Origin of the sequence: Paracoccus stylophorae, assembly GCF_028553765.1 — a bacterium.
Taxonomy (GTDB): Bacteria; Pseudomonadota; Alphaproteobacteria; order Rhodobacterales; family Rhodobacteraceae; genus Paracoccus; species Paracoccus stylophorae.
Genome location: NZ_CP067134.1, coordinates 3,055,371 through 3,080,532, shown reverse-complemented (window position 1 = coordinate 3,080,532; position 25,162 = coordinate 3,055,371). Strand labels below are relative to the sequence as shown.

37 protein-coding genes and 1 tRNA gene are annotated in these 25,162 nt (G+C 66.7%); 28 read left to right on the top strand and 10 right to left on the bottom strand.

The features are described from left to right. Positions 1-55 precede the first annotated feature (55 nt). The 17 genes from rplB (at position 56) to JHW45_RS15160 (ending at position 8,092) form a co-directional block, all read left to right on the top strand. Positions 56-892, top strand: a complete 837-nt coding sequence (gene rplB / locus JHW45_RS15240; protein ID WP_272858441.1) for a 50S ribosomal protein L2 — start codon at positions 56-58, stop codon at positions 890-892. A 3-nt stretch (positions 893-895) separates the two neighbouring features. Beyond that, positions 896-1,174, top strand: coding sequence for a 30S ribosomal protein S19 (rpsS, locus tag JHW45_RS15235; RefSeq protein ID WP_272858440.1), 279 nt, complete (start codon positions 896-898; stop codon positions 1,172-1,174). A 5-nt stretch (positions 1,175-1,179) separates the two neighbouring features. Further along, on the top strand, positions 1,180-1,560 hold the full coding sequence (rplV, locus tag JHW45_RS15230) for a 50S ribosomal protein L22 (RefSeq protein WP_272858439.1): 381 nt from the start codon (positions 1,180-1,182) through the stop codon (positions 1,558-1,560). Next, positions 1,560-2,270 carry a 30S ribosomal protein S3 gene (gene rpsC / locus JHW45_RS15225; RefSeq protein WP_272858438.1) on the top strand — a complete coding sequence of 237 codons (711 nt, stop codon included), beginning with the start codon at positions 1,560-1,562 and terminating at the stop codon, positions 2,268-2,270. The genes rplV and rpsC overlap by 1 nt, the downstream gene beginning before the upstream one ends. A gap of 12 nt (positions 2,271-2,282) precedes the next feature. Beyond that, a complete protein-coding gene (gene rplP, locus JHW45_RS15220) occupies positions 2,283-2,696 on the top strand; it encodes a 50S ribosomal protein L16 (RefSeq protein ID WP_272858437.1) in 414 nt (137 codons plus the stop codon). A 205-nt stretch (positions 2,697-2,901) separates the two neighbouring features. After that, positions 2,902-3,108 carry a 50S ribosomal protein L29 gene (gene rpmC / locus JHW45_RS15215; RefSeq protein ID WP_272858436.1) on the top strand — a complete coding sequence of 69 codons (207 nt, stop codon included), beginning with the start codon at positions 2,902-2,904 and terminating at the stop codon, positions 3,106-3,108. Between the two features lie 12 nt (positions 3,109-3,120). Next, complete coding sequence (gene rpsQ, locus JHW45_RS15210) at positions 3,121-3,366, top strand: 30S ribosomal protein S17 (protein WP_272858435.1); 246 nt, start codon at positions 3,121-3,123, stop codon at positions 3,364-3,366. Positions 3,367-3,442: 76 nt separating this feature from the next. Next, entirely contained in the window at positions 3,443-3,811 is a 369-nt protein-coding gene (rplN, locus tag JHW45_RS15205) for a 50S ribosomal protein L14 (RefSeq protein ID WP_101499588.1), read from the top strand. Beyond that, complete coding sequence (gene rplX / locus JHW45_RS15200) at positions 3,811-4,116, top strand: 50S ribosomal protein L24 (RefSeq protein WP_272858434.1); 306 nt, start codon at positions 3,811-3,813, stop codon at positions 4,114-4,116. Before rplN ends, rplX begins: the two co-directional genes overlap by 1 nt. Then, positions 4,116-4,676: a 50S ribosomal protein L5 gene (rplE, locus tag JHW45_RS15195; RefSeq protein WP_272858433.1), complete on the top strand. Its 561-nt coding sequence runs from the start codon at positions 4,116-4,118 to the stop codon at positions 4,674-4,676. The genes rplX and rplE overlap by 1 nt, the downstream gene beginning before the upstream one ends. A gap of 19 nt (positions 4,677-4,695) precedes the next feature. Then, positions 4,696-5,001: a 30S ribosomal protein S14 gene (gene rpsN, locus JHW45_RS15190; RefSeq protein WP_272858432.1), complete on the top strand. Its 306-nt coding sequence runs from the start codon at positions 4,696-4,698 to the stop codon at positions 4,999-5,001. A gap of 11 nt (positions 5,002-5,012) precedes the next feature. Beyond that, a complete protein-coding gene (rpsH, locus tag JHW45_RS15185; RefSeq protein ID WP_272858431.1) occupies positions 5,013-5,411 on the top strand; it encodes a 30S ribosomal protein S8 in 399 nt (132 codons plus the stop codon). A gap of 12 nt (positions 5,412-5,423) precedes the next feature. Beyond that, a complete protein-coding gene (gene rplF / locus JHW45_RS15180; protein WP_272858430.1) occupies positions 5,424-5,957 on the top strand; it encodes a 50S ribosomal protein L6 in 534 nt (177 codons plus the stop codon). A 12-nt stretch (positions 5,958-5,969) separates the two neighbouring features. After that, the gene (gene rplR, locus JHW45_RS15175) at positions 5,970-6,329 is read left to right on the top strand and encodes a 50S ribosomal protein L18 (RefSeq protein WP_272858429.1); all 360 of its coding nucleotides are present in this window, start codon (positions 5,970-5,972) and stop codon (positions 6,327-6,329) included. A 111-nt stretch (positions 6,330-6,440) separates the two neighbouring features. Beyond that, positions 6,441-7,037 (top strand): 30S ribosomal protein S5, encoded by a 597-nt coding sequence (rpsE, locus tag JHW45_RS15170; protein WP_272858428.1) that lies wholly within the window; start codon positions 6,441-6,443, stop codon positions 7,035-7,037. 10 nt (positions 7,038-7,047) lie between these two features. Next, positions 7,048-7,236 carry a 50S ribosomal protein L30 gene (gene rpmD, locus JHW45_RS15165; RefSeq protein WP_272858427.1) on the top strand — a complete coding sequence of 63 codons (189 nt, stop codon included), beginning with the start codon at positions 7,048-7,050 and terminating at the stop codon, positions 7,234-7,236. A 142-nt stretch (positions 7,237-7,378) separates the two neighbouring features. Beyond that, positions 7,379-8,092 (top strand): hypothetical protein, encoded by a 714-nt coding sequence (locus tag JHW45_RS15160; protein WP_272858426.1) that lies wholly within the window; start codon positions 7,379-7,381, stop codon positions 8,090-8,092. Positions 8,093-8,095: 3 nt separating this feature from the next. On the opposite strand, the gene JHW45_RS15155 is transcribed toward JHW45_RS15160, so the two are convergent. After that, positions 8,096-8,716, bottom strand: coding sequence for a hypothetical protein (locus JHW45_RS15155; protein ID WP_272858425.1), 621 nt, complete (start codon positions 8,714-8,716; stop codon positions 8,096-8,098). 200 nt (positions 8,717-8,916) lie between these two features. Here JHW45_RS15155 and JHW45_RS15150 point away from each other — a divergent pair, with 200 nt between their 5' ends. Genes JHW45_RS15150 through JHW45_RS15140 form a run of 3 tightly spaced genes read left to right on the top strand, consistent with a single transcriptional unit; the run spans position 8,917 to position 12,277 of the window. Then, positions 8,917-9,615, top strand: coding sequence for a type 1 glutamine amidotransferase (locus JHW45_RS15150; protein WP_272858424.1), 699 nt, complete (start codon positions 8,917-8,919; stop codon positions 9,613-9,615). After that, complete coding sequence (locus tag JHW45_RS15145) at positions 9,612-10,970, top strand: glutamine synthetase family protein (RefSeq protein ID WP_272858423.1); 1,359 nt, start codon at positions 9,612-9,614, stop codon at positions 10,968-10,970. Before JHW45_RS15150 ends, JHW45_RS15145 begins: the two co-directional genes overlap by 4 nt. Then, entirely contained in the window at positions 10,967-12,277 is a 1,311-nt protein-coding gene (locus JHW45_RS15140) for an NAD(P)/FAD-dependent oxidoreductase (protein WP_272858422.1), read from the top strand. Before JHW45_RS15145 ends, JHW45_RS15140 begins: the two co-directional genes overlap by 4 nt. Here the strand turns inward: JHW45_RS15140 and JHW45_RS15135 are convergent. The 6 genes from JHW45_RS15135 to cobD all read right to left on the bottom strand — a co-directional run bounded on the left by JHW45_RS15135 (position 12,274) and on the right by cobD (position 16,739). Beyond that, positions 12,274-12,741 carry a tellurite resistance TerB family protein gene (locus JHW45_RS15135; protein ID WP_272860634.1) on the bottom strand — a complete coding sequence of 156 codons (468 nt, stop codon included), beginning with the start codon at positions 12,739-12,741 and terminating at the stop codon, positions 12,274-12,276. The two genes, JHW45_RS15140 and JHW45_RS15135, sit on opposite strands and share 4 nt — an antisense overlap. Positions 12,742-12,780: 39 nt before the next feature. Beyond that, complete coding sequence (locus tag JHW45_RS15130; RefSeq protein ID WP_272858421.1) at positions 12,781-13,080, bottom strand: DUF1330 domain-containing protein; 300 nt, start codon at positions 13,078-13,080, stop codon at positions 12,781-12,783. After that, positions 13,077-13,970, bottom strand: a complete 894-nt coding sequence (locus JHW45_RS15125; protein WP_272858420.1) for a PhzF family phenazine biosynthesis protein — start codon at positions 13,968-13,970, stop codon at positions 13,077-13,079. Before JHW45_RS15125 ends, JHW45_RS15130 begins: the two co-directional genes overlap by 4 nt. Positions 13,971-14,039: 69 nt before the next feature. Beyond that, the gene (gene ppk2, locus JHW45_RS15120; protein ID WP_272858419.1) at positions 14,040-14,945 is read right to left on the bottom strand and encodes a polyphosphate kinase 2; all 906 of its coding nucleotides are present in this window, start codon (positions 14,943-14,945) and stop codon (positions 14,040-14,042) included. 130 nt (positions 14,946-15,075) lie between these two features. Then, positions 15,076-15,582, bottom strand: coding sequence for a hypothetical protein (locus tag JHW45_RS15115; protein WP_272858418.1), 507 nt, complete (start codon positions 15,580-15,582; stop codon positions 15,076-15,078). 191 nt (positions 15,583-15,773) lie between these two features. Then, positions 15,774-16,739 carry a threonine-phosphate decarboxylase CobD gene (gene cobD, locus JHW45_RS15110; protein ID WP_272858417.1) on the bottom strand — a complete coding sequence of 322 codons (966 nt, stop codon included), beginning with the start codon at positions 16,737-16,739 and terminating at the stop codon, positions 15,774-15,776. 217 nt (positions 16,740-16,956) lie between these two features. Here cobD and JHW45_RS15105 point away from each other — a divergent pair, with 217 nt between their 5' ends. The 7 genes from JHW45_RS15105 (at position 16,957) to JHW45_RS15075 (ending at position 21,489) form a co-directional block, all read left to right on the top strand. Continuing rightward, positions 16,957-17,460 (top strand): type III secretion system chaperone family protein, encoded by a 504-nt coding sequence (locus tag JHW45_RS15105; protein ID WP_272858416.1) that lies wholly within the window; start codon positions 16,957-16,959, stop codon positions 17,458-17,460. A 61-nt stretch (positions 17,461-17,521) separates the two neighbouring features. Next, complete coding sequence (gene proC, locus JHW45_RS15100) at positions 17,522-18,337, top strand: pyrroline-5-carboxylate reductase (protein WP_272858415.1); 816 nt, start codon at positions 17,522-17,524, stop codon at positions 18,335-18,337. Continuing rightward, positions 18,334-18,666 carry a tRNA-binding protein gene (locus JHW45_RS15095; RefSeq protein ID WP_272858414.1) on the top strand — a complete coding sequence of 111 codons (333 nt, stop codon included), beginning with the start codon at positions 18,334-18,336 and terminating at the stop codon, positions 18,664-18,666. The genes proC and JHW45_RS15095 overlap by 4 nt, the downstream gene beginning before the upstream one ends. Beyond that, positions 18,666-19,616 (top strand): 2-hydroxyacid dehydrogenase, encoded by a 951-nt coding sequence (locus tag JHW45_RS15090; RefSeq protein WP_272858413.1) that lies wholly within the window; start codon positions 18,666-18,668, stop codon positions 19,614-19,616. Before JHW45_RS15095 ends, JHW45_RS15090 begins: the two co-directional genes overlap by 1 nt. Positions 19,617-19,695: 79 nt before the next feature. Further along, positions 19,696-19,902 (top strand): CsbD family protein, encoded by a 207-nt coding sequence (locus JHW45_RS15085; RefSeq protein ID WP_272858412.1) that lies wholly within the window; start codon positions 19,696-19,698, stop codon positions 19,900-19,902. Positions 19,903-20,000: 98 nt separating this feature from the next. Then, positions 20,001-20,984 carry a magnesium transporter CorA family protein gene (locus JHW45_RS15080; RefSeq protein WP_272858411.1) on the top strand — a complete coding sequence of 328 codons (984 nt, stop codon included), beginning with the start codon at positions 20,001-20,003 and terminating at the stop codon, positions 20,982-20,984. 67 nt (positions 20,985-21,051) lie between these two features. After that, entirely contained in the window at positions 21,052-21,489 is a 438-nt protein-coding gene (locus JHW45_RS15075) for an acyl-CoA thioesterase (protein ID WP_272858410.1), read from the top strand. Between the two features lie 29 nt (positions 21,490-21,518). Here the strand turns inward: JHW45_RS15075 and JHW45_RS15070 are convergent, their stop codons facing one another. Next, the gene (locus tag JHW45_RS15070) at positions 21,519-21,839 is read right to left on the bottom strand and encodes a TM2 domain-containing protein (protein ID WP_272858409.1); all 321 of its coding nucleotides are present in this window, start codon (positions 21,837-21,839) and stop codon (positions 21,519-21,521) included. Positions 21,840-22,050: 211 nt separating this feature from the next. Here JHW45_RS15070 and pheT point away from each other — a divergent pair, with 211 nt between their 5' ends. After that, positions 22,051-24,438, top strand: a complete 2,388-nt coding sequence (gene pheT / locus JHW45_RS15065; protein ID WP_272858408.1) for a phenylalanine--tRNA ligase subunit beta — start codon at positions 22,051-22,053, stop codon at positions 24,436-24,438. 77 nt (positions 24,439-24,515) lie between these two features. Here the strand turns inward: pheT and JHW45_RS15060 are convergent. Further along, positions 24,516-24,589 (bottom strand) — tRNA-Gly (locus JHW45_RS15060). Positions 24,590-24,655: 66 nt separating this feature from the next. Continuing rightward, complete coding sequence (locus tag JHW45_RS15055; protein ID WP_272858407.1) at positions 24,656-25,105, bottom strand: nucleoside deaminase; 450 nt, start codon at positions 25,103-25,105, stop codon at positions 24,656-24,658. Positions 25,106-25,162: the final 57 nt, after the last annotated feature.

Genomic DNA, 25,162 nt, shown 5'->3' with positions numbered 1-25,162 from the left:
GCGGTCGTTTGACTGAAACGGACCACCTCGGTCCAAAGCAACGGAAGACAGAAAGATGGCATTGAAGTCGTATAAACCGACGACGCCTGGCCAGCGCGGGCTGGTTCTGATCGACCGTTCGGAGCTTTGGAAAGGGCGCCCTGTCAAATCCCTCACCGAGGGTCTGACCAAGAAGGGCGGCCGGAACAACACCGGACGGATCACCATGCGTCGCCAGGGCGGCGGGGCAAAGCGTCTGTATCGCATCGTCGATTTCAGGCGCAGCAAGTTCGACGTGACCGCGGTGGTCGAGCGGATCGAATACGATCCCAACCGCACCGCGTTCATCGCGCTGATCAGCTATGAGGATGGCGAGCGCGCCTATATCCTGGCGCCGCAGCGTCTGGCGGTGGGCGACAAGATCGTCGCCGGCACCAAGGTCGACGTGAAGCCCGGCAACGCCATGCCCTTCAGCGGCATGCCGATCGGCACGATCGTCCACAATGTCGAGCTGAAGCCCGGCAAGGGCGGCCAGATCGCGCGTTCGGCCGGCACCTATGCCCAGTTCGTCGGCCGCGACGGCGGCTATGCCCAGATCCGCCTGTCCTCGGGCGAGTTGCGCATGGTCCGTCAGGAATGCATGGCCACCATCGGCGCGGTGTCGAATGCCGATCATTCGAACCAGGATCTGGGCAAGGCGGGCCGCAACCGCCACAAGGGCATTCGTCCTTCGGTGCGCGGCGTCGCGATGAACCCGATCGACCACCCGCATGGCGGCGGCGAAGGCCGCACCTCGGGCGGGCGCACACCGGTCACGCCCTGGGGCAAGGACACCAAGGGCAAGAAGACCCGTACGAACAAGTCGACCGACAAGTATATCCTGCGGTCGCGTCATGCACGGAAGGGGCGTTAATCGATGGCACGTTCTGTTTGGAAGGGCCCCTTTGTTGATGCCTATGTGCTCAGGAAAGCGGAAAAGGCGCGCGAGGCCGGCAGGTCCGACGTCATCAAGATCTGGTCGCGTCGTTCGACCATCCTGCCGCAATTCGTCGGTCTGACCTTCGGCGTCTATAACGGGCAAAAACATATCCCCGTGAATGTCAGCGAAGAGATGATCGGCCAGAAATTCGGTGAATATTCGCCCACGCGGACCTATTACGGTCACGCGGCGGACAAGAAAGCCAAGAGGAAGTAATCGTCATGGGTAAGGAAAACAATCCGCGCCGCGTGGCGGAGAACGAGGCCTTCGCCAAGACGAAGATGCTTCGCACCTCGCCGCAGAAGCTGAACCTTGTGGCGCAGCTGATCCGGGGCAAGAAAGTCGATCGTGCGCTGGCCGATCTGACCTTCTCGCACAAGCGGATCGCCGGCGACGTCAGGAAGTGTCTTCAGTCTGCCATCGCGAACGCCGAGAACAATCACGGGCTGGACGTCGACAACCTGGTCGTCGCCGAAGCCTGGGTCGGCAAGAACCTGGTGATGAAGCGTGGCCGTCCGCGGGCACGCGGCCGCTATGGCAAGATCATGAAGCCGTTTTCGGAAATCACCATCAAGGTGCGCCAAGTCGAGGAGCAAGCGTAATGGGTCAGAAGGTCAACCCGATCGGAATGCGCCTGCAGGTCAACCGCACCTGGGACAGCCGCTGGTATGCCGATGACAAGGATTATGGCGATCTGCTGCTTGAAGACCTGAAGATCCGGGACTTCATCAAGCAAGAGGCCAAGCAGGCCGGCATCAGCCGCGTCATCATCGAGCGTCCGCACAAGAAGTGCCGCGTGACCATCCATGCCGCGCGGCCCGGTGTGATCATCGGCAAGAAGGGCGCCGATATCGAGGAACTGCGCAAGAAGCTGGCGAACTTCACCGACAGCGAACTGCACCTGAACATCGTCGAGGTCCGCAAGCCCGAAGTCGATGCGGCCCTGGTCGCCGAATCGATCGCGCAGCAGCTTGAGCGCCGGGTCTCGTTCCGGCGTGCGATGAAACGTGCGGTGCAGAACGCGATGCGCATGGGTGCCCTGGGCATCCGCGTCAACGTCGCCGGCCGTCTGGGCGGCGCCGAGATTGCGCGGACCGAATGGTATCGCGAGGGCCGTGTGCCGCTGCATACGCTGCGCGCCGATATCGACTATTCGCTGGCCGAAGCCTCGACCCCTTACGGGATCATCGGGGTGAAGGTGTGGATCTTCAAGGGCGAGATCATGGAGCATGACCCGCAGGCCCATGACCGCCGCGCCGCCGAGGCGCAGGAAGGTCCGGCCCCGCGCGGTCCGCGCCGCGACGCCCGGTAAGGAGAACGACAAATGCTGCAACCGAAACGGACGAAGTTCCGCAAACAGCACAAGGGCCGGATCCACGGCAACGCCAAGGGCGGGTTCGACCTGAACTTCGGCTCCTTCGCGCTGAAGGCGGTCGAGCCCGAGCGTGTCACCGCCCGCCAGATCGAGGCGGCACGCCGCGCGATCACCCGCCACATGAAGCGTCAGGGCCGGGTCTGGATCCGGATCTTCCCGGACGTGCCGGTATCGTCGAAGCCGACGGAAGTCCGGATGGGCAAGGGCAAGGGCTCGGTCGATTTCTGGGCCGCCCGCGTGCATCCCGGCCGCATCATGTTCGAGATCGACGGCGTGGGCGACGACATCGCCCGCGAGGCGCTGCGTCTGGGCGCGATGAAGCTGCCGGTCCAGACCCGCATCGTCGAGCGCGCGGACTGGTAACGCCGCTGCGTGCCGCGCACGTGGACCGTGAAAGACGCCCCGCCGGAAACGGCGGGGCGTGCCATTTCGCCGATCCCCGGCCGAAGGGGGTTGCATAAACCGGAAGCCGGCTGTATGGGACGGCCTTCATCACGAAACTCCACCGGAATCAGGGTGGCCCGGACAGGCCGGGGCTCTCCGGTGATGTTGAAAAGGATATCGCGCAATGGACGCGCAGGAACTGAAATCGAAGACGCCGGACCAGCTGAAGGAACAGCTTGTCTCGCTGAAGAAAGAGGCCTTCAACCTGCGCTTCCAGCAGGCGACCGGCCAGCTTGAGAACACCGCCCGCATGCGCGCCGTGCGCCGTGACGTGGCCCGTGTGAAGACCGTTCTGAACCAGAAAGCGGCCGACGCCGCGGCATCGAACTGAGGAGGCTGAGCCATGCCCAAACGCATCCTGCAAGGCAAGGTCGTCTCGGACAAGAACGAGCAGACCGTGACCGTCCTGGTCGAACGCCGCTTCAAGCATCCGCTGCTGCACAAGACGGTTCGGATCTCGAAGAAATTCCGCGCCCATGACGCGGAAAACCAGTTCAAGGTGGGGGATTCCGTTCGCATCGTCGAATGTGCCCCGATCTCGAAGACGAAACGCTGGACTGTCCTGACGGACGACGCGGTTTCCGCATAAGTCCATCATCACAGATCAGAAATGATCGAAACCCTGGGGCTGCAAAGCGCAGTCCCCAAAGGTCGGGAGAAACCAAATGATCCAGATGCAGACCAATCTGGATGTCGCTGACAACTCTGGCGCACGCCGGGTTCAGTGCATCAAGGTCCTGGGTGGTTCGCACCGTCGCTATGCGTCGGTGGGCGACATCATTGTCGTGTCCGTCAAGGAAGCCATCCCGCGGGGCCGGGTGAAGAAGGGCGATGTCCGCAAGGCCGTCGTCGTCCGCACCGCCAAGGAAGTGAAGCGCGAGGACGGAACCTCGATCCGCTTCGACCGCAACGCCGCCGTCATCCTGAACAACCAGGGCGAACCCATCGGCACCCGGATCTTCGGGCCGGTCGTGCGCGAATTGCGGGCCAAGAACTTCATGAAGATCATCTCGCTTGCGCCGGAGGTGCTGTGATGGCTGCCAAGCTGAAAAAGGGCGACAAGGTCGTCGTGCTGGCCGGCAAGGACAAGGGCAAGCAGGGTGAGATCACCCAGGTCATGCCCAAGGACAACAAGGCAATCGTGGACGGCGTGAACATCGCGATCCGTCACCAGCGTCAGACGCAGAACAATCAGGGCGGCCGCCAGCCCAAGGCCATGCCCATCGATCTGTCGAATCTGGCCCTGATGGACAAGGACGGCAAAGCGACCCGCGTCGGCTTCCGCACGGAAGACGGCAAGAAGGTCCGTTTCGCCAAGACCACGGGAGACGTGATCTGATGCTGGACAAGACCGATTACACGCCGCGCCTGAAGGCGCAGTTCCGCGAGACGATCAAGGCCGCGCTGAAGGAAGAGTTCGGCTACAAGAACGACATGCAGATCCCGCGTCTGGACAAGATCGTCCTGAACATGGGCATCGGCGAGGCCGTCAAGGACACCAAGAAGGTCAAGCAGGGCGCCGAGGAGCTGTCGCTGATTGCCGGCCAGAAAGCCGTCATCACCAAGGCCAAGAACTCGATCGCGGGTTTCCGCGTCCGCGAAGAAATGCCCTTGGGTGCCAAGGTGACGCTGCGCGGCGACCGGATGTATGAATTCCTGGATCGCCTGATCAACATCGCGCTGCCGCGCGTCCGCGACTTTCGCGGCGTCAAGGGCACGGCTTTCGACGGTCGCGGCAACTATGCCATGGGCCTGAAAGAACACATCGTGTTCCCGGAAATCAACTTCGATCAGGTCGACGAAGTTCTGGGGATGGACATCATCATCTGCACCACCGCGAAGACCGACGCGGAAGCGAAGTCGCTGTTGAAGCATTTCAACATGCCGTTCAGCAGCTGAGTCGCGGAGGGAAAGAGATATGGCAAAGAAATCGATGATCGAGCGCGAAAAGAAGCGCCAGGCCTTGGTTCAGAAATACGCCGCCCGTCGCGCGGCCCTGAACGAGGTCATCAAGGATCAGTCCCGCCCGATGGAAGAGCGCTTCAAGGCCACGCTGAAGCTGGCCGAACTGCCGCGCAATTCCTCGCCGACGCGTCTGCATAACCGCGACCAGCTGACCGGGCGCCCCAAGGCGTATTACCGGAAACTGAAACTCAGCCGGATCTCACTGCGCGAGCTTGCCTCGAACGGTCTGATTCCCGGCATGGTCAAATCCAGCTGGTAAGGGGGCGCAAGATGAACATGAACGATCCTCTCGGCGATATGCTGACCCGCATCCGCAATGCGCAGTTGCGCGGCAAATCGACCGTTCGCACCCCGTCCTCCAAGCTGCGTGCCTGGGTTCTGGATGTGCTGAAAGCCGAAGGTTATATCCGCGGCTATGAAGAAGTGACGACCGACACCGGCCATACCGAGCTGGAAATCGGTCTGAAATATCACGATGGCACCCCGGTGATCCGGGAATTGTCGCGCGTGTCGAAACCCGGTCGTCGCGTCTATGCCGGCGCACGGCAGTTGCCGCAGGTCCGTCAGGGTCTGGGCGTTTCGATCGTGTCGACCCCGAAAGGTGTCATGTCGGATGCAGCGGCTCGCAACGCCAATGTCGGCGGCGAAGTTCTCTGCACCGTATTCTGAGGAGGGCAGCAGATGTCTCGGATTGGTAAACGACCGGTCGAACTGCCCAAGGGCGTGACGGCCGAAATCAAGGGCCAGACGATCGAGGTGAAGGGTCCGAAAGGCACCCGCAGCTTCACCGCGGCCGACGATGTCACCCTGTCGCTGGAAGACGGCGCGGTTCAGGTGACGCCGCGCGGCCTGTCCAAGCGGGCGCGCCAGCAATGGGGCATGACCCGGTCGATGGTCGAGAACCTGACCGTCGGCGTGTCGGACGGCTTCAAGAAAGAGCTGGAGATCCAGGGCGTGGGGTATCGCGCGCAGATGCAGGGCAAGACCCTGAAGCTGCAACTGGGTTATTCGCACGACGTGAACTTCGAAACGCCCGAGGGTGTGACGATCACCGCGCCGAAGCAGACCGAAATCGTTGTGGAAGGCATCGACCAGCAGGTCGTCGGCCAGGTGGCCGCCAACATCCGCGAGTGGCGTCAGCCCGAGCCCTACAAGGGCAAGGGAATCCGCTACAAGGGCGAATATGTCTTCCGCAAGGAAGGCAAGAAGAAGTAAGGGGCGCGAGAAATGGCACTGAAAAAGCAACAGCTGTTCCAGAAGCGCCGCCTGCGCGTGCGGAACAAATTGCGGGCCGAGAATAACGGTCGCCCGCGTCTGTCGGTCCACCGGTCGTCCAAGAACATCTCGGTTCAGGTCATCGACGACCTGAACGGCGTGACCCTGGCCTCGGCCAGCTCGCTCGAGAAGGATCTGGGCGTCATCGGCAAGAACAATGTCGAGGCCGCGGCGAAGATCGGTTCCGCCATCGCGGAACGCGCGAAGAAGGCCGGTGTCGAAGAAGTCGTCTTCGACCGCGGCGGCTTCATCTTCCACGGCAAGGTGAAGGCGCTGGCCGACGCCGCCCGCGAAGGCGGACTGAAGTTCTGATGTTGCGGGCGGCGCGCCGGTCTGGCGCGCCGTCCCGATGATCCGGGGATCTGCGATCCACCTGGATTGGCTTAACGGCGCGGATCGCGCCAGAATGTGAAGGATTGCCTGATGGCAGAACGTGACAACCGCCGGGGCCGCCGCGACGACCGCGACGAGAACCCGGAATTTCAGGATCGTCTGGTCGCGATCAACCGTGTGTCGAAGACGGTGAAGGGCGGCAAGCGCTTTGGCTTTGCGGCACTCGTCGTCGTCGGCGATCAGCGCGGCCGCGTCGGTTTCGGCAAGGGCAAGGCCAAAGAGGTCCCCGAGGCGATCCGCAAGGCGACCGAACAGGCAAAGCGCGCGGTGATGCGCGTGCCTCTGCGCGACGGCCGCACCCTGCACCACGATGTCGAGGGCCGTCACGGCGCCGGCAAGGTGATCATGCGGACGGCGGTTCCCGGCACCGGCATCATCGCCGGCGGCCCGATGCGCGCCGTGTTCGAGATGCTGGGCGTGCAGGATGTCGTGGCCAAATCGCAGGGCTCGCAGAACCCCTATAACATGATCCGCGCCACCCTGGACGGTCTGAGAAGGGAATCCAGCCCCCGTTCGGTCGCGCAGCGTCGCGGCAAGAAGGTGGCCGATATCCTGCCGTCGCAGGAAAAATCGCCCGAGGCGACCGTCGGCACGGATGCGACCGTGACGTCGGCGGCGCAGGCGTAAGGAGCAGGTCATGGCCAAAACCATCGTCGTCAAACAGATCGGCAGCCCGATCCGCCGCCCGGCCGTCCAGCGCGAGACGCTGAAGGGACTGGGCCTGAACAAGATGAACCGCACCCGCGAGTTGGAGGATACTCCGGCCATCCGCGGCATGGTCGCCAAGATCTCGCATCTGGTGGAAATCATCGAGGAACGCGGCTGAACCAGCCGTCCGAACGAAGCTTTAGAACGCCCCGAAATCGCTTCGGGGCGTTTTTTTCTGTCGCGGGGCCCATTTCCGCTCTCGCCACGTCGCCACGAATTGCTTAGCTTTCGTTCAACCTAAGGGTGATTTCGGAAGGAGCATGGTGCGGCGGTTTCTGGTCAGTCTTTTTCTTCTGGCGGCCCTGCCCGGCGTCGCGCAGGCCGGTCCGTGGCCCCGCGAGCCGGGCGGCGTCTTCACCTCGCTGTCTGCGGAACGCGACCGCAACGGCAATCTTTATTCCGGGCTTTACGCGGAATACGGCCTCAGCCCGCGGAACACCGTGGGCGTCGAAATCGGCCGCGCCAGCGTCGGCGAGACCACCGGCCTGATCTGGCTTCAGCGCGCGCTGGACGCGGGCGAGGGGCCGAACCGGTTCAGCGCGTCGCTTGGCCTGGGCGCGGTCGAACGCGACGGGCGGGTTCATCCGCTTGGCCAGATCGGCGCGGGGTGGGGGCGCGGCGTCCAGACGCGGCTTGGCGATGGCTGGATCACGGTCGAGGGGCGGGTGAAAATCGCGGGCGGGATGGATCTGGCCGGCCTGGCACGCGGGCTGACGCCGACCGAAGACAGCTATCTGACGCCCGAGACCGTGGCCAAGGCCGAGGTGACGTTCGGGCTGCGTCCCGTCGACGGGCTGATGGTCATCAGCCAGTTGCGGCTTGAGCGGCGACCCCACGAGGCGCTGTCCCAAAAGCTGGTCGGGTCGGTCGTGCAGGATCTGGGCGGGCCGGCCAAGATCGAACTGGGCCTGATCCTGCCCGTCGCCGGCCCCGGCGCGCGCGCCGTCAAGATCGGCACCTGGCTGGAGTTCTGACCCTCAACGCGCCCGGTCCCGGCAGGCATAGACCGCCCCGCCCACGGCCACGACCGACACGGCGGCGCCCGCGACGATGGCGGGCGATGCGGCCAGGCCGGCCGCCGCACCGCCAATCGAGGACAGCACCGCCGAGATATGTACCTGCGATCCGCTGAGAATCACCGCCCCCGACCCGTCCGGCAGCGCGCGCAGCCCGCCCGCAGCCCCGCGCGCGGCCGCCGACGACAGGGCGACCGCCGCGTTCCTGGTCGCGTTGACACGCTGGCAGGCGGTGCGGGCGGGCTTGTCGCAGCGGCCATAGGCATCGCGCTTGCCCAGATCATAGCCGATGATCGATTCGGTCTTCTTGTCGTGGCGCAGGCAGAACGGGGCGCGTTCCTCATCGGTCAGTCCCGGCGTCAGGCTGCGCAGCACGACATAGCTGGGGCAGGTATCGCGGCCCCATTGCGTGAACACGATCTCGCGCAGGCTGTAATTGTCGCGCAGGCTGGGCTCTTTCGGATCATAGGCCATTGGCACGTCCTTGCCGTCGATCCGTGTCGTGCAGAAGGACGGCTGTGCGGCATGGGCGGGCGCGGCGGCGCTGGCCAGCAGAAGGATGCAGAACGCGGAACGCAACATGACGGGTCACCGAAGATCGTGGTCAGGGCGCATCAGCATGGGACGATGCCGCGACGCCCTGCAATGGCCAGGATCGCGCCGTCACGCAGCTGTGACAACCCGTCGCCGGCAGGATTCAGGCCGGGTGCGACGCGGCGGTCCTTGCAGGACCCCCCCGCGCAGGACTACCTTGGCGGGATTGGCAACATCGCAGGTTTTTCATGCGTATCGGCATACTTCAATGCGGTCAGTCGCCCGCGCAGTTGAAGGACGATCTGGGCGACTATCCCGACATGTTCGTCCGGCTTCTGGACGGGCGCGGCTTCGAGTTTCGCAACTGGCATGTCGAGAAGATGGAATTTCCCGACAGCGTGCACGACGCGGATGGCTGGCTTCTGACCGGCTCGCGTCACGGCGCCTATGAGGATCACGATTTCATCGCGCCGCTGGAGGATTTCATCCGCCGCGCCTATTCCGACGGCGTGCCGATGGTGGGCATCTGTTTCGGCCACCAGATCATCGCGCAGGCGCTTGGCGGCAAGGTCGCGAAATATTCCGGCGGGTGGGCCGTGGGGGCGCAGGATTACGATTTCGGCGGCCGGCCCGTCACGCTGAACGCGTGGCATCAGGATCAGGTCGTCACCGTGCCGCAGGACGCGCAGGTGGCCGGGCGCAACGCGTTTTGCGAAAACGCCGCGCTGATCTATGGCGACCGCGCCTATACCGTGCAGGCCCATCCCGAATTCGCGGATGCGTTCATCCAGGGCCTGATGGACACCCGCGCCAAGGGCGTCGTGCCCCAGGACGTGCTGGATCAGGCCGCGCAGCGGATGGGTCAGGCCACCGGCGCGCAATTCGTGGCCGACAAGATCGAGGCGTTCTTCAAGCAGCCGCGCAAGCTGGCAAAGGGGGCTGCATGAGCGCCGCATGGATCGAACGCGCCCCCGTGGCGGCGCGGGAATATCTGGCCGGACGGCGGCTGGACGAGGTCGAATGCATCGTCGCCGACATCGCCGGCGTGGCCCGCGGCAAGGCGATGCCCGCATCGAAATTCGCCCATCAGGACAAGTTCTATCTGCCGAACTCGATCTTCCTGCAGACCATCACCGGCGAATGGGCCGACAACCCCTCGGGCGCGTTCACCGAACCCGACATGATCATGACGCCCGATTACAGCACCGCGACGGCGGCGCCGTGGACTGCCGACTGGACCATGCAGGTGATCCACGACGCGCAGGACCAGCAGGGCAACCCGGTGCCCATCGCGCCGCGCAACGTGCTGAAGCGGCTGGTGCGGCTGTATCGCGAAAAGGGCTGGTCGCCGGTCGTCGCCCCCGAGATGGAGTTCTTTCTGGTCGCCCGCAACATCGACCCCAACCAGCCGATCATCCCGCCCATGGGCCGCACCGGCCGGCGGGCGGCCGCCAAGCAGGCATATTCCATGTCGGCAGTGGACGAATACGGCAAGGTCATCGACGACATCTACGATTTCGCCGAGGCGCAGGGATTCGAGATCGACGGCATCCTGCAAGAGGGCGGGGCGGGCCAGGTCGAAATCAACCTGAACCACGGCGATCCGGTCGCGCTGGCCGACGAGATCTTCTATTTCAAGCGCCTCATCCGCGAGGCCGCGCTGCGCCACGACTGTTTCGCGACCTTCATGGCCAAGCCGATCGAGGGCGAACCGGGCAGCGCGATGCACATGCATCATTCCATCGTCGATCTGAAGACCGGCCGGAACATCTTCTCGGACGAACAGGGGCGCGAAACCGATGCCTTCCTGCATTTCATCGGCGGGATGCAGCGCCATCTGCCGGCGGCGGTCGCACTGCTGGCACCCTATGTGAACAGCTATCGCCGCTATGTCCCCGATTTCGCCGCCCCGATCAATCTGGAATGGGGCCGCGACAACCGCACCACCGGCTTGCGCGTGCCCGTGTCCAGCCCCGAGGCGCGGCGGATCGAGAACCGGTTGGCCGGGATGGACTGCAACCCCTATCTGGGGATCGCCGCCAGCCTCGCCTGCGGCTATCTGGGCCTGCTGGAACAAGAGGGGCCGCGCGCGGAATGTCTGGGCGACGCCTATATGTCGCGGGACGAGCTGCCCTATAACCTGGGCGACGCGCTGGACATCATGTCCGAAAGCCAGCCCATGCGCGAGGTGCTGGGCGACGAGTTTCTGGACGTCTACGAGGCGGTGAAACGCAACGAATACAAGGAATTCCTGCAAGTCATCAGCCCTTGGGAACGCGAACATCTGTTGCTGAACGTATGAACCTGCTGTTCCTGAACGACCGCCGGGGAAAGTATCCGCCCAGCATCTATGCCAACACGCGGCTGACGCTGGACCCGTTTGCCCGCATCCGCGGCGAGACGCGGGCCGATGTGGCCGTGGTCGGGGGCGGGTATTGCGGCCTGTCCGCGGCGCTGCATCTGGCGCGGCGCGGATACGTCGTCGCCCTGATCGAGGCGCATCGGGTGGGCTTCGGCGCATCCGGCCGCAATGGCGGGCAGATCGGGTCAGGGCAGCGCCAGGACGTCGACTGGCTGGAGGAACATCTGGGCCGCGACGCCGCGCGGCGTCTGTGGGATCTGGCCGAGGATGCGAAAACGCTGGTCCGGTCGCTGGCGGCCGAGGCGGGCGTGCCGGTGCGCGACGGGATCGCCCATGCCTGCCGCACGGAATCCGAGGTCGCGCATGCGCGCCACATGGCCGAGCGTCTGGCCCGCGATTACGGCTATGACCGGATCGAGCCGCTGGACCGCGACGAACTGGCCGCATTGCTGGGCAGCCACGCCTATGCCGGCGGCGACGTGGATCGGGGTGCAGCGCACGTGCATCCGCTGAATCTGGCGCTTGGCATGGCGCGGCTGGCCGAAACGGCGGGCGTGCGGATTCACGAAAACAGCCATGTCCATCGCATCACCCATGCCGACAGGGCCGACGGGAAATCCATCCTTCACTGCGATACCGGTCGGGTGATCTGCGATCATGTCGTGCTGGCCGGGAACGGCTATCAGGGCGATCTTGCGCCGAAAGTTGCCGCGCGGGTCATGCCGATCAACAACTATATCGTGGCGACCGAACCTCTGGGCGACCGATTTCCCGAAATCCTGCCGCAGGGGACCGCGGCCGCGGATACGAAATTCGTGGTGAATTACTGGCGGCTGGACGACGAACGGCGGCTGATCTTCGGCGGCGGCGAGACGGTGACCTATCGCTTTCCAAAGAATATCCCCGGCATCGTGCGGCCGCATCTTCTGGCCGTCTATCCGCAGCTTGCGGATGTGCGCCTGACCCATGGCTGGGGCGGCACGCTGGCGATCACGATGAACCGCATGCCCTGCTTCGCCCGCCCCGCCGCGAACTGCCTGTCGGCCAGCGGCTTTTCCGGACACGGCGTCGCCATGGCCACGCTGGCCGGGCGGCTGATGGCGGATGCGGTCGCGGGTCAGGCCGAGGGGTTCGACGCCATGCAGGCCGTGCCGACACGGGCGTTTCCGGGTGGCCGGGCGCTGCGCACGCCGCTGCTGGTGGCGGGGATGGCGTGGTACGGGCTGCGCGACAGGCTGGGGCTTTAGGCGCGGTCGCCCTGCAGACCCATATCGTCCAGAACCTTCTGCCGGATCAGCGCCGAATCGCGGTCGGGAACGCCCAGCAAGCCCGACACCAGCCGCACCATGGATTCCTCATCCATGTCGCGCCGTCCGTCGGCATAGGCAATTTCCCACATCGCGCCGATGACGCCGCTGCGATCCTCCAGCGCGATCCGGTCCTTGATCAGCCGGGTGAACCGGACCGTATCGGGCGCCTCGGCCTCAAGCATCTCGGCGGCGGCGCGCCGCTCGGCGGCCTCGTCGGCGTTCAGCCCGCGCCGGCGCGCCAGAACCCGGTCGATCCGCTGCTTTTCCGAGGTTTCGTAATGGTCGTCGGCCCGCGCGACCCGAACCAGCAGCGCGGCGATGGCCACCTCGGCATCCTCCGCGGCCAGGGGGCGCGGCTCGACATCATCGGAAAAGAGGCGATACAGCAGGTTGCGAAACATATCGACGATCATACGTGATTCAGCAGCCGCGACAAGCGGCTAGTCGTCGCCGGGCCATCCCTCGACGATCACCAGATCGGCGTCGCTGACCGGATCGCGCAACGCCTTGGCGCGCTGATATTCCGGGCTGCGGTAACACTCCTGCGCCGCCTGCAACGACGGAAATTCCAGCACCACGCAGCGCGGGCGCAACTGCCCCTCGACCACCTGCTGCGGCCCGCCGCGCACCAGGAACCGCGCCCCATGGGCGGCGAAGGCCGCGGCATTGGCGCGCCGGTATTCGGCATAGGCATCGGGGTCGTCGATGCTGACATGCGCGATCCAGTAAGCTTTCGTCATCTGTCCTCCGGAATGGCGATGCGGCCCTGTGCCACCGGCACGGCACGGCCGCGAACACGTATCTCGCGCAGTTTCCCGTTCTCGACAACGGCTGCCATGCCGATCCGCGACGGCCGCCCCATCTCGATCCCCTGGCGCAGGTCGATCCGCGTCACGCCGGGTCCGATGGCGCCGCTGGCCAGCAACTGCGCCGCAAGAATGGCCGAGGCCGCGCCGGTCGCCGGATCCTCGGGGATGCCCGCCCCCGGCGCGAACATCCGCGCGCGATAGCCATCCTCGTCGGGCGTGTAAAGATAGGCGCCGAAAACCTGCGCCGCCTCCATCGCCTGCGACCAGGACGGCTCGACCGGTCGCGCGGCGCGCAGATCCGCCGACCCGCGCAGCGGCACATACAGAAAGGCCGGCCCGCCCTGCCAGATCTGCGGGCGATGTCCGCCGAACCCGATCGCGACCGGGTCCAGATCCAGCGCGCGCGCGATCAGGTCCGGATCGGCCCGTCCGGGATGCGCGACGGGCAGGACCGGGGCCACGAACTCGGCCACGCCATCCGCGATCTTGACCGGCACCGGCCCCGCCTGTTCCTCAAGCACAAACCTGCCGTCGCGCCCGCCCGCCAGATGCAGTGCGCAGCCGATGGTGGGGTGGCCTGCGAAGGGGATCTCGGCGGTGGGCAGGAAAATGCGCACCCGTGCTGCGTGTGCGGGATCGCGCGGGGCCATGACGAAGATCGTCTCGGACAGGTTAAACTGCCGCGCCAGCACCTGCATCTGTTCGGCGGACAGCCCGTCCGCACCGGTCACGATGGCCAGCGGATTGCCGCTGAACGCCCGGTCGGTGAACACGTCCCAGATATGAAATTCCAGCACGACCGCCTCATCTTCGGTGTTCAAATATCCCGGGGGAGTCCCGAAGGGACGGGGGCAGCGCCCCCTTTCGCCGTCGGTTCCCGCGCCGCAGGCTCAGTATTTCTGCGGCACATACAGCTCGCGCGGCAGGACCTCGCGCTCATAGTCGGGGTTGAAGACGCGGTCGGGCAGATGCACCTCTTCCTGGGGCACGTCGGTGTATGGGATCAGCCCCAGAAGATGGCTGATGCAGTTCAGCCGCGCGCGTTTCTTGTCGTTGCCCGGCACGATATACCACGGCGCCTCGGGGATGTTCGTGCGTTCGAACATGTCTTCCTTGGCCTTGGTATAGGATTCCCACCGGACGCGCGATTGCAGGTCCATGGGCGACAGTTTCCACTGTTTCAGCGGGTCGTGGATCCGCATCAGGAACCGCATCTGCTGTTCCTCGTCGGTGATCGAGAACCAGTATTTCACCAGCCTGATGCCCGACCGCACCAGCATCCGTTCGAATTCGGGCACGTCCTGAAAGAACTGTTCCACCTCGTCCTCGGTGGCGAAGCCCATCACACGCTCGACCCCGGCGCGGTTGTACCAGCTGCGGTCGAACAGCACGATCTCGCCGCCGGCGGGAAGGTGGGGGACGTAGCGCTGGAAATACCATTGGGTCTTTTCGCGGTCCGAGGGCGCGGGCAGGGCCACGACGCGGGCGATGCGGGGGTTCAGGCGTTGGGTGATGCGCTTGATCGCGCCGCCCTTGCCGGCGGAATCGCGGCCCTCGAACAGCACGACGATCTTTTCCTTGTGGTGGCCGACCCAGTCCTGAAGCTTGATCAGTTCCGACTGAAGGCGCAGAAGTTCCTGGAAATACAGCTTTCTGTCCATCTGGTCGGGATGGTGCTCGCGATAGATGCGCCGGATTTCGGCGGACAGCACCGCGTCTTCCAGTTCGATCTCGTAATCCTCGTCCAGCGTGTCCTGCAATTCGGCGTCAAGCCAGTCGTTGGAATTCTCGCTCATCTCTCTGTCGGTCCTTTCGGGCGCGTCCGGGCCGGGCATGGCGCGCACATCCCGGCCACATTGCGGGCACAGCATGTGCACCGGATGTGCACAGCTTGCGCGCGTTGCGCGTTGCGTGTTGGCGGCTGCCTCATCGGGAAAACAGCCGCGCGCAGGATTGCGTCACCGCCAGCACGATGGCGCCGCCCCGGCCGTCGACGGTGCCGCACCACGCGCCGCCGGTCGTGAACAGGCTGCGCGTGCCGCGCGCCGGACGATAGGCGATGCGCCTGCCGTTCACGTCGAACAGGTTCAGCACGCCGACCGCGTTCGTGGCGTAATAGCCCAGCACCCCGCCATCGCCGGTGATGATCAGCCGCTTTTCGTTGGCCGGGTTGGTCGGCCGGTTCTCCCATGCCTGCGGCGAGTTCGCGGTGTTCCCGGCCGAGTTGCCGGCGGCGTGGGGCGAGTTCGCCGGCCGCGCCGGATTGTTCGCCGGATGGCCCGGCCCCAGATCGAAGGGCAGCTGCGTCCGGTCCAGCACGATGAGCGGCGCATCGGCACGGACCGGCGCGGTCAGCAGCAGCAGGCAGGCCGCGACGGAAAGTGTCGCGAGGGACCGGATCGCAAGGGGCAGGGGCAGGGGCGGGGTCGGCATCGTCCATCCGTATCTGCGGGATCACAGGCCCATCACTGGCACGCGGCAGGATTCGTCGCAAGCATCGGCGTGCGCCTGCGGGCGGGGCTGTGGTTGCGGGCGGGGGTCAAGGGGCGCTGCCCCTCTTGGCCTGCGGCCAATTCACCCCGAGGTATTTGGAAAGAGTGCGAGGGACGGGCGCGGCCGGACGCTCAGGCGGGGCCAAGGGCTGCGATCAGGCGGTCCCATTCGGCGCGGTTGCCGGGAATCCCCAGGCGCAGCCAGGTGTCGGAATAGGGAAACCGCCGCGTCCAGATGCGCGCCTGCGCCAGCGCGTCCTGCGCCGCGGCGGCGTCGGGCGTGTCGTAGAGGCGGAACAGATGCGTGCCGCCGACGCTGTGCCAGCCGGCGCGGCGGGCGATGCGGTCAAGGCGCAGCCCGGCCTCGGAATGATAGACGGTCGCGTCGTCGGCCCACGCCCGGTCGGCCATCGCCCGTGCCCCGATCTCGAGTGCCGGGCCGTTCACCGACCACGGCCCCGCCGCCTGCGCGATGCGGGCCAGCAGGTCGGGGGCGGCGATGACGAATCCCAGTCGCAGCCCGGCCAGACCCCAGAACTTGCCGAAGCTGCGCAGGATCACGGCATTGTCGGGGACGGCGCCGGCCAGCGACAGGTCGGGGCGCGGGTCGGCAAAGCTTTCATCGACGATCAGCCGGCCGACGCGCCCGGCCAGATCGGTCAGCCTCGCGCGGCTGAATTCGCGCCCGTCGGGATTGTTGGGGTTCACCACCACGGCCAGATCGGCGCCCTCCATGTCGTCAGGGTCCGGGGCATCGGTGACCGACCAGCCCGCCGCGCGCAGGCTGGCCGCGTGTTCGTTATAGCTGGGCGACAGCACGGCGGCGCGGCCGGGCGGCAGCAGCCGGGGGATCAGCTGGATCGCCGCCGTCGCGCCCGCCACCGGCAGGACATGGGCCGGGTCGCAGCCGAACCAGTCGGCGGCGACGCGGCCAAGCCGGTCGCATGAGGCGGCGGTGGGCAGGGCGCGCCACGCATGGTCGGGCAGGGCGCCGATGGGCCAGGGCCTGCGGTTGATGCCGGTCGACAGGTCGATCCAGTCGCCGCCGCCGTATCGGGCTGCGGCCGCGTCGATGTCTCCGCCATGGTCCCGGCGCATAAGGTGGTCCCCCGCCATTCTGGTCCCCCGCCATTCTGGTCCCCGCATCTGGTAGGCCAGCGTCGTTCCCCGTGCAATCGCCGCGGCAGATTTCACTTTACACCTGCCGCGTTCATCCCCACGATATATGGTAGGAACATTCGGGCACCCATGCCCGGTGTTGTGACGCCACCAAGCGCTTGCGGAGTCGCGGGCGCGCAGAGGCAGGAAGCAGGCCATGGCACAGACCGATCATTTCATTCCCGATGACGAGGTTCACCCGATCGACATTGTCGAGGCGGTGGCCGCCCATCACGACTGGGATTTCGACCGGCTGGCCGACGACCAGATCGCGATGGTGGTCGAGGGGCAGTGGCGCAGCTATTCCCTGACGCTGGCCTGGTCGGCGCGCGAAGAGGTGCTGCGGCTGATCTGCAGCTTTGAGCTGGACCCGCCCGCCGACCGGCTGCCGCTGATCCACGAGACGCTGAACCTGGCCAACGATCAGGTCTGGGATGGCGGTTTCACCTTCTGGAGCAAGCAGCGGCTGATGGTGTGGCGTTACGGGCTGGTGCTGGCGGGCGATGCCGTCGCCTCGACCGGGCAGATCGACCGGATGATCGGCGCCGCGCTGGTCGGCTGCGAACGGTTCTACCCGTCGTTCCAGCTGGTCGGGTGGGGCAATACCGCGCCGGCCGCGGCGCTGGACATCGCGTTGGGCCAGGCCTACGGACGGGCCTGACGGGGGCCGGTCTGACGGGGCGGATCGCGCGCCCCGCGCGGGACAGCGAAAGGGCAGGCGGATGAGCGAATTTGCGGATATCAATGCGCGCGGTCTGGTTCTGGTCGGCTGCGGCCGGATGGGCGGGGCGATGCTGAAAGGCTGGCTGGCGCGCGGGCTGGAACCCGGCGCCGTCACGGTGATCGACCCGAAACTGGCCCCGGAATGGCAGGACAGGGGGCTGCGCGTGAACGCCGATCTGCCCGACGATCCCGCCGTTCTGGTGCTGGCGGTCAAGCCGCAGATGATGAAGGACGCTTTGGGCGAGGTGCCGCGTCTGCGCGACACGCTGGTCGTGTCGGTCGCGGCGGGCACCACCATCGCCACCTACGAGGCGGCGTTTCCCGACGCGCCCATCGTGCGGGTGATGCCCAACACGCCGGCTGCCATCGGCAAGGGCATATCGGCGATGATCGGCAATGCCCGCGCCAGCGATGCCGATCTGGACCTGGCCGAGACGCTGATGCGCGCCGTGGGCCGGGTCGTGCGTCTGGAACACGAGGATCAGATGAACGCGGTCACCGGCCTGTCGGGCAGCGGCCCGGCCTATGTCTTTCACCTGATCGAGGCGATGGCGCAGGCCGGCGAGGCGCAGGGCCTGCCCGCCGGTCTGGCGCTGGAACTGGCGCGGATGACGGTGGCGGGCGCGGGCGCGCTGGCCATCGACGCCGACGAGGACCCGGGCGTGCTGCGCGAGAACGTGACCTCGCCCGGCGGCACCACGGCGGCGGGGCTGAAGGTGCTGATGGATGCCGAGACGGGCCTGCCGCCCTTGATGGCGCGCACCGTCGCCGCCGCCACCGCGCGCGGGCGCGAGTTGGGAAAGGGCGCGGCGTGACGATCGGCTTCGACGATTTCCTGAAGGTCGATATCCGCGCCGCCACGATCACCCGCGCCGAGCCGTTCCCCGAGGCGCGCAAGCCCGCGATCAGGCTGTGGCTGGATCTGGGCGAGATGGGCGAGCGCAAATCCTCGGCTCAGATCACGCGGCATTACCGGCCCGACAGCCTGGTCGGGCGGCAGGTGTTGTGCGTGGTGAATTTTCCGCCCCGCCAGATCGGGCCGTTCATGTCCGAGGTGCTGGTGCTGGGCGTGCCCGACGCAGAGGGCGAGGTGGTGCTGGTCCGGCCCGATCTGGATGTGCCGAACGGGGGAAGGCTTTACTGATGAAGCTGCTGGTGACACGCAGGATGACCGAACGCGCGACCGCGTCCATCGCCGCGCGATTCGAGGCGACGTTTCGCGACAGCGGCGCGCTGGATGCGGCCGCGGCGGGGGCCGCCCTGCGCGAATACGACGCGATCCTGCCGACGCTGGGCGACGATTTCGGCGCCGATGCCTTTGCGGGCGGCGATCTGCGGTGCCGGGTTCTGGCGAATTTCGGCGCGGGCTTCAACCATATCGACGTGGTGGCGGCGCGGGCGGCGGGGGTGGCGGTCACGAACACGCCCGACGTGGTGACGGATGCAACCGCCGACATCGCGCTGACGCTGATCCTGATGACGATGCGCCGCGCCGGCGAGGGCGAGCGCGTTTTGCGGGCGGGCGAGTGGGGCGGGTGGACGCCCACGCAGTTTCTGGGCGCGCATGTCACCGGCGCGACGGTGGGCATCGTCGGCATGGGGCGGATCGGCAAGGCCATCGCGCGGCGCTGTCATCTGGGGTTCGGGATGCGGGTGGTGTTTCACAACCGTTCGGCCGTCTCGGCGCTGGACATCCCGGCGCGGCAGATGCCCGGCCTGCACGAGACGCTGGCGGCGTGCGATGTCGCGGTGATCGCGGTTCCGGGCGGGGCGGGCACAAGGCACATGATCGGGCGCGAGGAACTGGCCGCGCTGGGGCCGGAGGGGTTTCTGGTCAACATCGCGCGCGGCGACGTGGTGGACGAGGCGGCGCTGATCGCGGCGCTGCAATCGGGCGCCATCGCCGGGGCCGGGCTGGACGTCTATGAGCGTGAACCGCATGTGCCGAAGGCGTTGATCGCGGCGCCGAACGCCACGCTGCTGCCGCATCTGGGCACGGCCACCGAAGAGGTCAGGACCGACATGGCGCTGCGCGCGCTGGACAACCTGATCGCGGTGGATGAGGGGCGGCAGCCCCCGGATCTGGTCACATAACATTTGCCGCGTCTTGGAACCCGGGCGGCGCTGGTTCGTTTTGCTGTCATATGAAAGCATGCATCCGAAGGAGGATCACATGAACTGGGACGTCGTCAAAGGCAAATGGAAGCAGATGAAGGGCTCCGTGAAGGAAAAATGGGGCGAGTTGACCGACGATGAGATCGATCAGGTCGACGGCAACAAGGACCAGCTTGCAGGCAAGCTGCAGGAAAAATACGGCTGGTCCAAGGACGAGGCCGAGAAGCAGATCGACGATTTCTCGCGCCAGCACGGCGGAAGCTGATCGCGGAAGACCGGATACAAGGGCGCCTTGGGGGCGCCCTTTTTCATGTCGGCGCGCAGGTTCCCGCCTGACACGCGGCCCCGCGACGGAGGCGATCCATGCTTTACGCCTATGCCACACGCGATGGCCGGCTGTTCCGGCTGGCGGCGGGCGACGATCTGGCGCAGGCCGTCTGGATCGACCTGATCCAGCCCGACGACGACGAGGTGTCGGCGCTGCGCGGTCTGGGCGTCGATGTGCCCTCGCTGGCGGATATGGAGGAAATCGAGATCTCGAACCGGCTGTATCGCGAGGGCGGGGTGGATTACATGACCGCCGTGCTGCCGGGCGAGCGGGGCGACGGCACGCGCGCCGCGATGCCGGTCAGCTTCATCCTGTCGCCCTCCCGGCTGGTGACGGTGCGCCACCACGCGCCGCGCCCGTTTCTGACCTTTCCCGACCACGCCGAGCGGTCCGCATTGGGATGCGCGACGGCGGACAGGCTGTTCCTGAGCCTGATCGAGGAGATCATCTCACGGCTGGCCGATATCCTGGAAGGCTCGGGCCGGGTGCTGGACGAAACCAGCGCGGGCGTCTTTGGCAGCGGGGCGGCGGCGCGGGATGCGCGGCCGCGTCGCGGTGTGGCCGAGCGGTTGCAACAGGCGCTGGCCGTGGTCGGGCGCGAGGCCGAGTTGATGGCGCATGTGAGGCTGGGCCTGCTGACGATCGAGCGGATTTTAGCGTTCCACCTTGCCGTGGTCGCGGACCGGAACGGTTCCGCGCGGCTGCGCCCGGTGATCAAGGGGTATCTGCGCGATGTGCAGGCGCTGGAGGTTCACGCCGATTTCCTGTCCTCGCGCGTCAGCCTGACCGTGGACACGACTTTGGGCATGATCAATCTGGAACAGAACAACACGGCGCGCATCCTGTCGGTGATCGCGGCGCTGTTCCTGCCGCCGACGCTGATCGCCAGCATCTATGGCATGAACTTTGCCCATATGCCGGAACTGGACACGCGGTGGGGCTATCCGGCGACGCTGGGCTTCATGCTGGCCACGTCGGTCGCGATCTGGCTGTTCCTGCGCTGGAAGAACTGGCTTTAGTCCCGGCTGCGCCTTGCGCCGGGGCCGCGATGGGCCATGATCGTCGGGGATGACGGGGGACGCAGGCATGGAATCATCAGACCGGACGCCGCAGGACGGCGCGGGCCGCGACGGCCAGCCGCCCGACCGCAGCCCCACCATCCGCACCATCGCGATGCCGGCGGACACGAATCCGGCCGGCGACATCTTTGGCGGCTGGCTGATGAGCCAGATGGACCTTGCCGCGGGCACCGTCGCGGCGCTGACCTCGCATGGCCGCAGCGCCACCATCGCGGTCGAGGGGATGAAGTTCCTGCGCCCGGTCAAGGTGGGCGACGAGGTGTCGCTGTTCGCCGATCTTGTCCGGCTGGGGCGCAGTTCGATGCAGATCCGGGTGCAGGCATGGCGTCGCCAGCGCGAACATGCCGGCAGCGAGAAGGTGACCGAGGCGGTCTTTACCTTCGTGGCGCTGGATGCCGAAGGGCGCGCCCGTCCGGTCAGGCAGCCGACTGCCGCGCCGGGCTAGGGTGCGCGGGGGCCGGGAGGGGCACGGGATCAGGGGCGACCGGCCTCTTCGGCGGTCAGGCGCTGGCGCAGCATCGCCTGATCCTCGCGGATCATGCCGGGGATCAGGAACAGGTCGATCAGCGCCCAGATGGTGACGAAGGCGATGGGCACCCACCCGATCAGGATCGGCGCGGTCAGCCAGCCAAGCCCCCACAGCAGCAGCATCACGAAGCCGCTGAGATAGCGGCCCAGATAGAACCGGTGCGCGCCGAATCCCCACAGCAGGATCGCCAGAAGATAGGCGACGAAGGGCGATTTCGCCTCGTTCGTCACGCGCTGTTCGATCAGCAATTGGCGGCCGGTTTCCATTCCTGTCCATCCTCGTGTCTGCCTGCGCGAAAACGCCGCGCGCCCGCTTTAGATAGGGCGCGGGGCCGGTCGCGCAAGACCGCGCCGGTCGTTGCGGTTTCGGACGAGGGGGCGGGGCGGCAGGTGCCGCGCGCCCTACCAATCCCGCGCGTCATGCGCTAACCAGCCGGACAAACGATGGCGGGCGCAGGCCCGAACGGACGGTTGCGACATGAAATTCACGCTTTCCTGGCTTAAAGAGCATCTTGAAACCACCGCGCCCCTGGACCAGATCGCCGAGGCGCTGACCGATCTGGGCCTTGAGGTCGAGGAGATCGTGGACCCGGCCGCGAGGCTGCGCCCCTTTACCCTGGCGCGCGTGCTGGAGGCCGAACAGCATCCCGATGCCGACCGGCTGCGGGTCTGCCGCGTGCTGACCGATGAGGGCGAACGCCAGATCGTCTGCGGCGCACCCAATGCGCGGGCGGGGATCACGGTCGTGCTGGCCAAGCCCGGCGATTACGTGCCGGGCATCGACGTGACGCTTGGCGTGGGGCGGATCCGCGGCGTCGAAAGCCACGGCATGATGGCCTCGGAACGCGAGCTTGAACTGTCGGACGAGCACGAGGGGATCATCGAGCTGCCATCGGGCGAGGTCGGGCAGCCTTTCGTGGACTGGCTGGCCGCCCACGCGCCCGAGCGGATCGACCCGATGATCCATGTCAAGATCACGCCGAACCGGCCCGACGCGCTGGGCGTGCACGGCATCGCCCGCGATCTGGCCGCGCGCGGTCTGGGCGTGCTGAAGCCGGTGCCGCAGGCGCAGGTTCAGGCGCGCTTTCCCTGCCCCATCGGCGTGACGATCCAGCCCGAGATCGCCGACAAGGCGCCGTTCTTCAGCGGTCGGGTGGTGCGCGGGATCACGAACGGTCCGGCGCCGGAATGGTTGCAGAAACGGCTGCGCGCCATCGGGCTGCGTCCGATCAACGCGCTGGTCGATATCACCAATTTCTTCACCTACGACCTGAACCGGCCGCTGCATGTCTTCGACGCGGCCCGGATCAGCGGCGATCTGGTGCTGCGCGCCGCGCAGGAGGGCGAGCGGATCGTGGCGCTGGACGACAAGACTTACACCCTGCCGCAGGGCGCGGTGGTGATCTGCGACGATTCCGGCCCCGAAAGCATCGCCGGGGTGATGGGGGGCGCGGCCTCGGGGGCGCAGGCGGACACGACCGACGTGTTCATCGAGGCGGCGTATTTCGATCCCATCGCCACCGCCGCGACCGGGCGGGCGATGAAGATCAATTCGGACGCCCGCTATCGCTTTGAACGCGGGATCGACCCTGAGTTCACTTTGCAGGGGCTGGATCTGGCGACGCAGATGGTGATCGAGCTGTGCGGCGGCGAAGCGTCCGAGGTGGTGACCGCAGGCGCGCTGCCCGATTGCGACCGCGCCTATCGTCTGGACCCGGCGCGCACTGCCAGCCTTGTCGGGCTGGACATTCCGGCAGACCGCCAACGCGCCACGCTGGAGGCGCTGGGGTTCCGGATGGACGGCGATCTGGCGCATGTGCCGTCATGGCGGCCCGACGTGCTGGGCGAGGCCGATCTGGTCGAGGAAATCGCCCGCATCGCCAGCCTGACCGGGCTTGAGGGCCAGCCGCTGCCGCGTCCGCAGGCCGGCGTGCCCAGACCGATCCTGACGCCGTTGCAGATGCGCGAGAACGCGGCCCGGCGGCAGGCGGCGGCGCTGGGGTATCACGAATGCGTGACCTACAGCTTCATCGACCGGCCGTCGGCGGCGCTGTTCGGCGGGGGCGGCGACGATGTGCGGGTCGAGAACCCGATCAGCAGCGAGATGACGCATCTGCGGCCCGATCTGCTGCCCGGCCTGCTGGCCGCCGCCGCCCGCAACCAGGCGCGCGGGTTCGCCGATCTGGCGCTGTTCGAGATCGGGCCGGTCTTCACCGGCGGCGAGCCGGGCGAACAGGTGACGCAGCTTAGCGGGCTGCTGGTCGGCGCGACCGCGCCGCGCGATCCGTTCGGCAGCCGCCGCAAGGTCGATCTGTATGACGCCAAGGCCGATGCGCTGGCGGTGCTGGCGGCGCTTGGCGCGCCCGCCCGTGCGCAGATCAACCGCAAGCTGGACGGCTGGTGGCATCCCGGCCGCGCGGGCAACATCGCGCTTGGACCCAATGTGCTGGCCACGTTCGGCGAGGTTCATCCCAAGGTGCTGCGCGATCTGGATGTGAAGGGCCCGGCGATGGCCTTCACCATCCGGCTGGCCAATATCCCGTTCCCCAAGGCGAAATCCGCCGCGCGCCCGCCTTTGGAGCTGATGGAGTTGCAGGCGGTCGAACGGGATTTCGCCTTCGTGGTCGATCCGCACATCGAGGCGCTGACGCTGGCCAATGCCGCGCAGGGCGCCGATAAGCAGCTGATCGAACGGGTGACGGTGTTCGACCAGTTCACCGGGCTTGAGGATGGCCGCAAATCCATCGCCATCACCGCGCGCCTGCAACCGCGCGACAAGACCCTGACCGATGCCGAGATCGAGGCCGTCAGCCGCAAGATCGTGGAAAAGGTCGAAAAGGCCACCGGCGGCGTCCTGCGCACCTGACGCGGCGGGGGCGGGCGGGACGACGAATCGTCACGTTCCGCCCGGTCGGCGCCGTGTCGTGGGGCAGGGGCAGGGATTGGAGCGGGTGATGGGAATCGAACCCACGTATTCAGCTTGGAAGGCTGCTGCTCTACCATTGAGCTACACCCGCATACACTTCGTATAGGCGCGCGGGCGGCGGGGTGCAAGCCGTCCGATCCGGTCGAATGGCGCAAGCTTACCTGCGCTGGGCGAAGAAATCCTGCAACAGGCGACGCGATTCGGCCGCGCCGATGCCGTCATAGATATGCGGGCGGTGATGGCATTGCGGGTGATCGAAGACGCGCGCGCCATGCGCGACCCCGCCCATGCGCGGGTCCGACGCGCCGTAATACAGCACCTCGATCCGGGCGGCGGCGATGGCGGCGGCGCACATCGGGCACGGCTCCAGCGTGACCCACAGCGTGTGGCCGGGCAGGCGTTCCGACCCCGCTTGGGCGCAGGCGGCGCGGATTGCCAGGATTTCGGCATGCGCGGTCGGATCGGACATTTCGCGCGTGCGGTTGCCCGCGGCCGCCGCGACCCGACCGCCGGGCGCGACGAGGACCGCGCCCACCGGCACCTCGCCGCGATCTGCGGCCGCCCGCGCCTCGGCCAGGGCCTGCGCCATATGCGACGTGAACGCCATTCCCGCTTGTCGCAGCGCCGCCCGGTGCGCGCAAGCGGCCGGCCGGACCTTTCCCCG

Excerpts from the sequence above, each read along its gene's own strand:
- rplB (WP_272858441.1), top strand. The coding sequence starts at position 56 with ATGGCATTGAAGTCGTATAAACCGACGACGCCTGGCCAGCGCGGGCTG.
- rpsS (WP_272858440.1), top strand. The coding sequence starts at position 896 with ATGGCACGTTCTGTTTGGAAGGGCCCCTTTGTTGATGCCTATGTGCTC.
- rplV (WP_272858439.1), top strand. The coding sequence starts at position 1,180 with ATGGGTAAGGAAAACAATCCGCGCCGCGTGGCGGAGAACGAGGCCTTC.
- rpsC (WP_272858438.1), top strand. The coding sequence starts at position 1,560 with ATGGGTCAGAAGGTCAACCCGATCGGAATGCGCCTGCAGGTCAACCGC.
- rplP (WP_272858437.1), top strand. The coding sequence starts at position 2,283 with ATGCTGCAACCGAAACGGACGAAGTTCCGCAAACAGCACAAGGGCCGG.
- rpmC (WP_272858436.1), top strand. The coding sequence starts at position 2,902 with ATGGACGCGCAGGAACTGAAATCGAAGACGCCGGACCAGCTGAAGGAA.
- rpsQ (WP_272858435.1), top strand. The coding sequence starts at position 3,121 with ATGCCCAAACGCATCCTGCAAGGCAAGGTCGTCTCGGACAAGAACGAG.
- rplN (WP_101499588.1), top strand. The coding sequence starts at position 3,443 with ATGATCCAGATGCAGACCAATCTGGATGTCGCTGACAACTCTGGCGCA.
- rplX (WP_272858434.1), top strand. The coding sequence starts at position 3,811 with ATGGCTGCCAAGCTGAAAAAGGGCGACAAGGTCGTCGTGCTGGCCGGC.
- rplE (WP_272858433.1), top strand. The coding sequence starts at position 4,116 with ATGCTGGACAAGACCGATTACACGCCGCGCCTGAAGGCGCAGTTCCGC.
- rpsN (WP_272858432.1), top strand. The coding sequence starts at position 4,696 with ATGGCAAAGAAATCGATGATCGAGCGCGAAAAGAAGCGCCAGGCCTTG.
- rpsH (WP_272858431.1), top strand. The coding sequence starts at position 5,013 with ATGAACATGAACGATCCTCTCGGCGATATGCTGACCCGCATCCGCAAT.
- rplF (WP_272858430.1), top strand. The coding sequence starts at position 5,424 with ATGTCTCGGATTGGTAAACGACCGGTCGAACTGCCCAAGGGCGTGACG.
- rplR (WP_272858429.1), top strand. The coding sequence starts at position 5,970 with ATGGCACTGAAAAAGCAACAGCTGTTCCAGAAGCGCCGCCTGCGCGTG.
- rpsE (WP_272858428.1), top strand. The coding sequence starts at position 6,441 with ATGGCAGAACGTGACAACCGCCGGGGCCGCCGCGACGACCGCGACGAG.
- rpmD (WP_272858427.1), top strand. The coding sequence starts at position 7,048 with ATGGCCAAAACCATCGTCGTCAAACAGATCGGCAGCCCGATCCGCCGC.
- JHW45_RS15160 (WP_272858426.1), top strand. The coding sequence starts at position 7,379 with ATGGTGCGGCGGTTTCTGGTCAGTCTTTTTCTTCTGGCGGCCCTGCCC.
- JHW45_RS15155 (WP_272858425.1), bottom strand. The coding sequence starts at position 8,716 with ATGTTGCGTTCCGCGTTCTGCATCCTTCTGCTGGCCAGCGCCGCCGCG.
- JHW45_RS15150 (WP_272858424.1), top strand. The coding sequence starts at position 8,917 with ATGCGTATCGGCATACTTCAATGCGGTCAGTCGCCCGCGCAGTTGAAG.
- JHW45_RS15145 (WP_272858423.1), top strand. The coding sequence starts at position 9,612 with ATGAGCGCCGCATGGATCGAACGCGCCCCCGTGGCGGCGCGGGAATAT.
- JHW45_RS15140 (WP_272858422.1), top strand. The coding sequence starts at position 10,967 with ATGAACCTGCTGTTCCTGAACGACCGCCGGGGAAAGTATCCGCCCAGC.
- JHW45_RS15135 (WP_272860634.1), bottom strand. The coding sequence starts at position 12,741 with ATGTTTCGCAACCTGCTGTATCGCCTCTTTTCCGATGATGTCGAGCCG.
- JHW45_RS15130 (WP_272858421.1), bottom strand. The coding sequence starts at position 13,080 with ATGACGAAAGCTTACTGGATCGCGCATGTCAGCATCGACGACCCCGAT.
- ppk2 (WP_272858419.1), bottom strand. The coding sequence starts at position 14,945 with ATGAGCGAGAATTCCAACGACTGGCTTGACGCCGAATTGCAGGACACG.
- JHW45_RS15115 (WP_272858418.1), bottom strand. The coding sequence starts at position 15,582 with ATGCCGACCCCGCCCCTGCCCCTGCCCCTTGCGATCCGGTCCCTCGCG.
- cobD (WP_272858417.1), bottom strand. The coding sequence starts at position 16,739 with ATGCGCCGGGACCATGGCGGAGACATCGACGCGGCCGCAGCCCGATAC.
- JHW45_RS15105 (WP_272858416.1), top strand. The coding sequence starts at position 16,957 with ATGGCACAGACCGATCATTTCATTCCCGATGACGAGGTTCACCCGATC.
- proC (WP_272858415.1), top strand. The coding sequence starts at position 17,522 with ATGAGCGAATTTGCGGATATCAATGCGCGCGGTCTGGTTCTGGTCGGC.
- JHW45_RS15090 (WP_272858413.1), top strand. The coding sequence starts at position 18,666 with ATGAAGCTGCTGGTGACACGCAGGATGACCGAACGCGCGACCGCGTCC.
- JHW45_RS15085 (WP_272858412.1), top strand. The coding sequence starts at position 19,696 with ATGAACTGGGACGTCGTCAAAGGCAAATGGAAGCAGATGAAGGGCTCC.
- JHW45_RS15080 (WP_272858411.1), top strand. The coding sequence starts at position 20,001 with ATGCTTTACGCCTATGCCACACGCGATGGCCGGCTGTTCCGGCTGGCG.
- JHW45_RS15075 (WP_272858410.1), top strand. The coding sequence starts at position 21,052 with ATGGAATCATCAGACCGGACGCCGCAGGACGGCGCGGGCCGCGACGGC.
- JHW45_RS15070 (WP_272858409.1), bottom strand. The coding sequence starts at position 21,839 with ATGGAAACCGGCCGCCAATTGCTGATCGAACAGCGCGTGACGAACGAG.
- pheT (WP_272858408.1), top strand. The coding sequence starts at position 22,051 with ATGAAATTCACGCTTTCCTGGCTTAAAGAGCATCTTGAAACCACCGCG.
- JHW45_RS15055 (WP_272858407.1), bottom strand. The coding sequence starts at position 25,105 with ATGGCGTTCACGTCGCATATGGCGCAGGCCCTGGCCGAGGCGCGGGCG.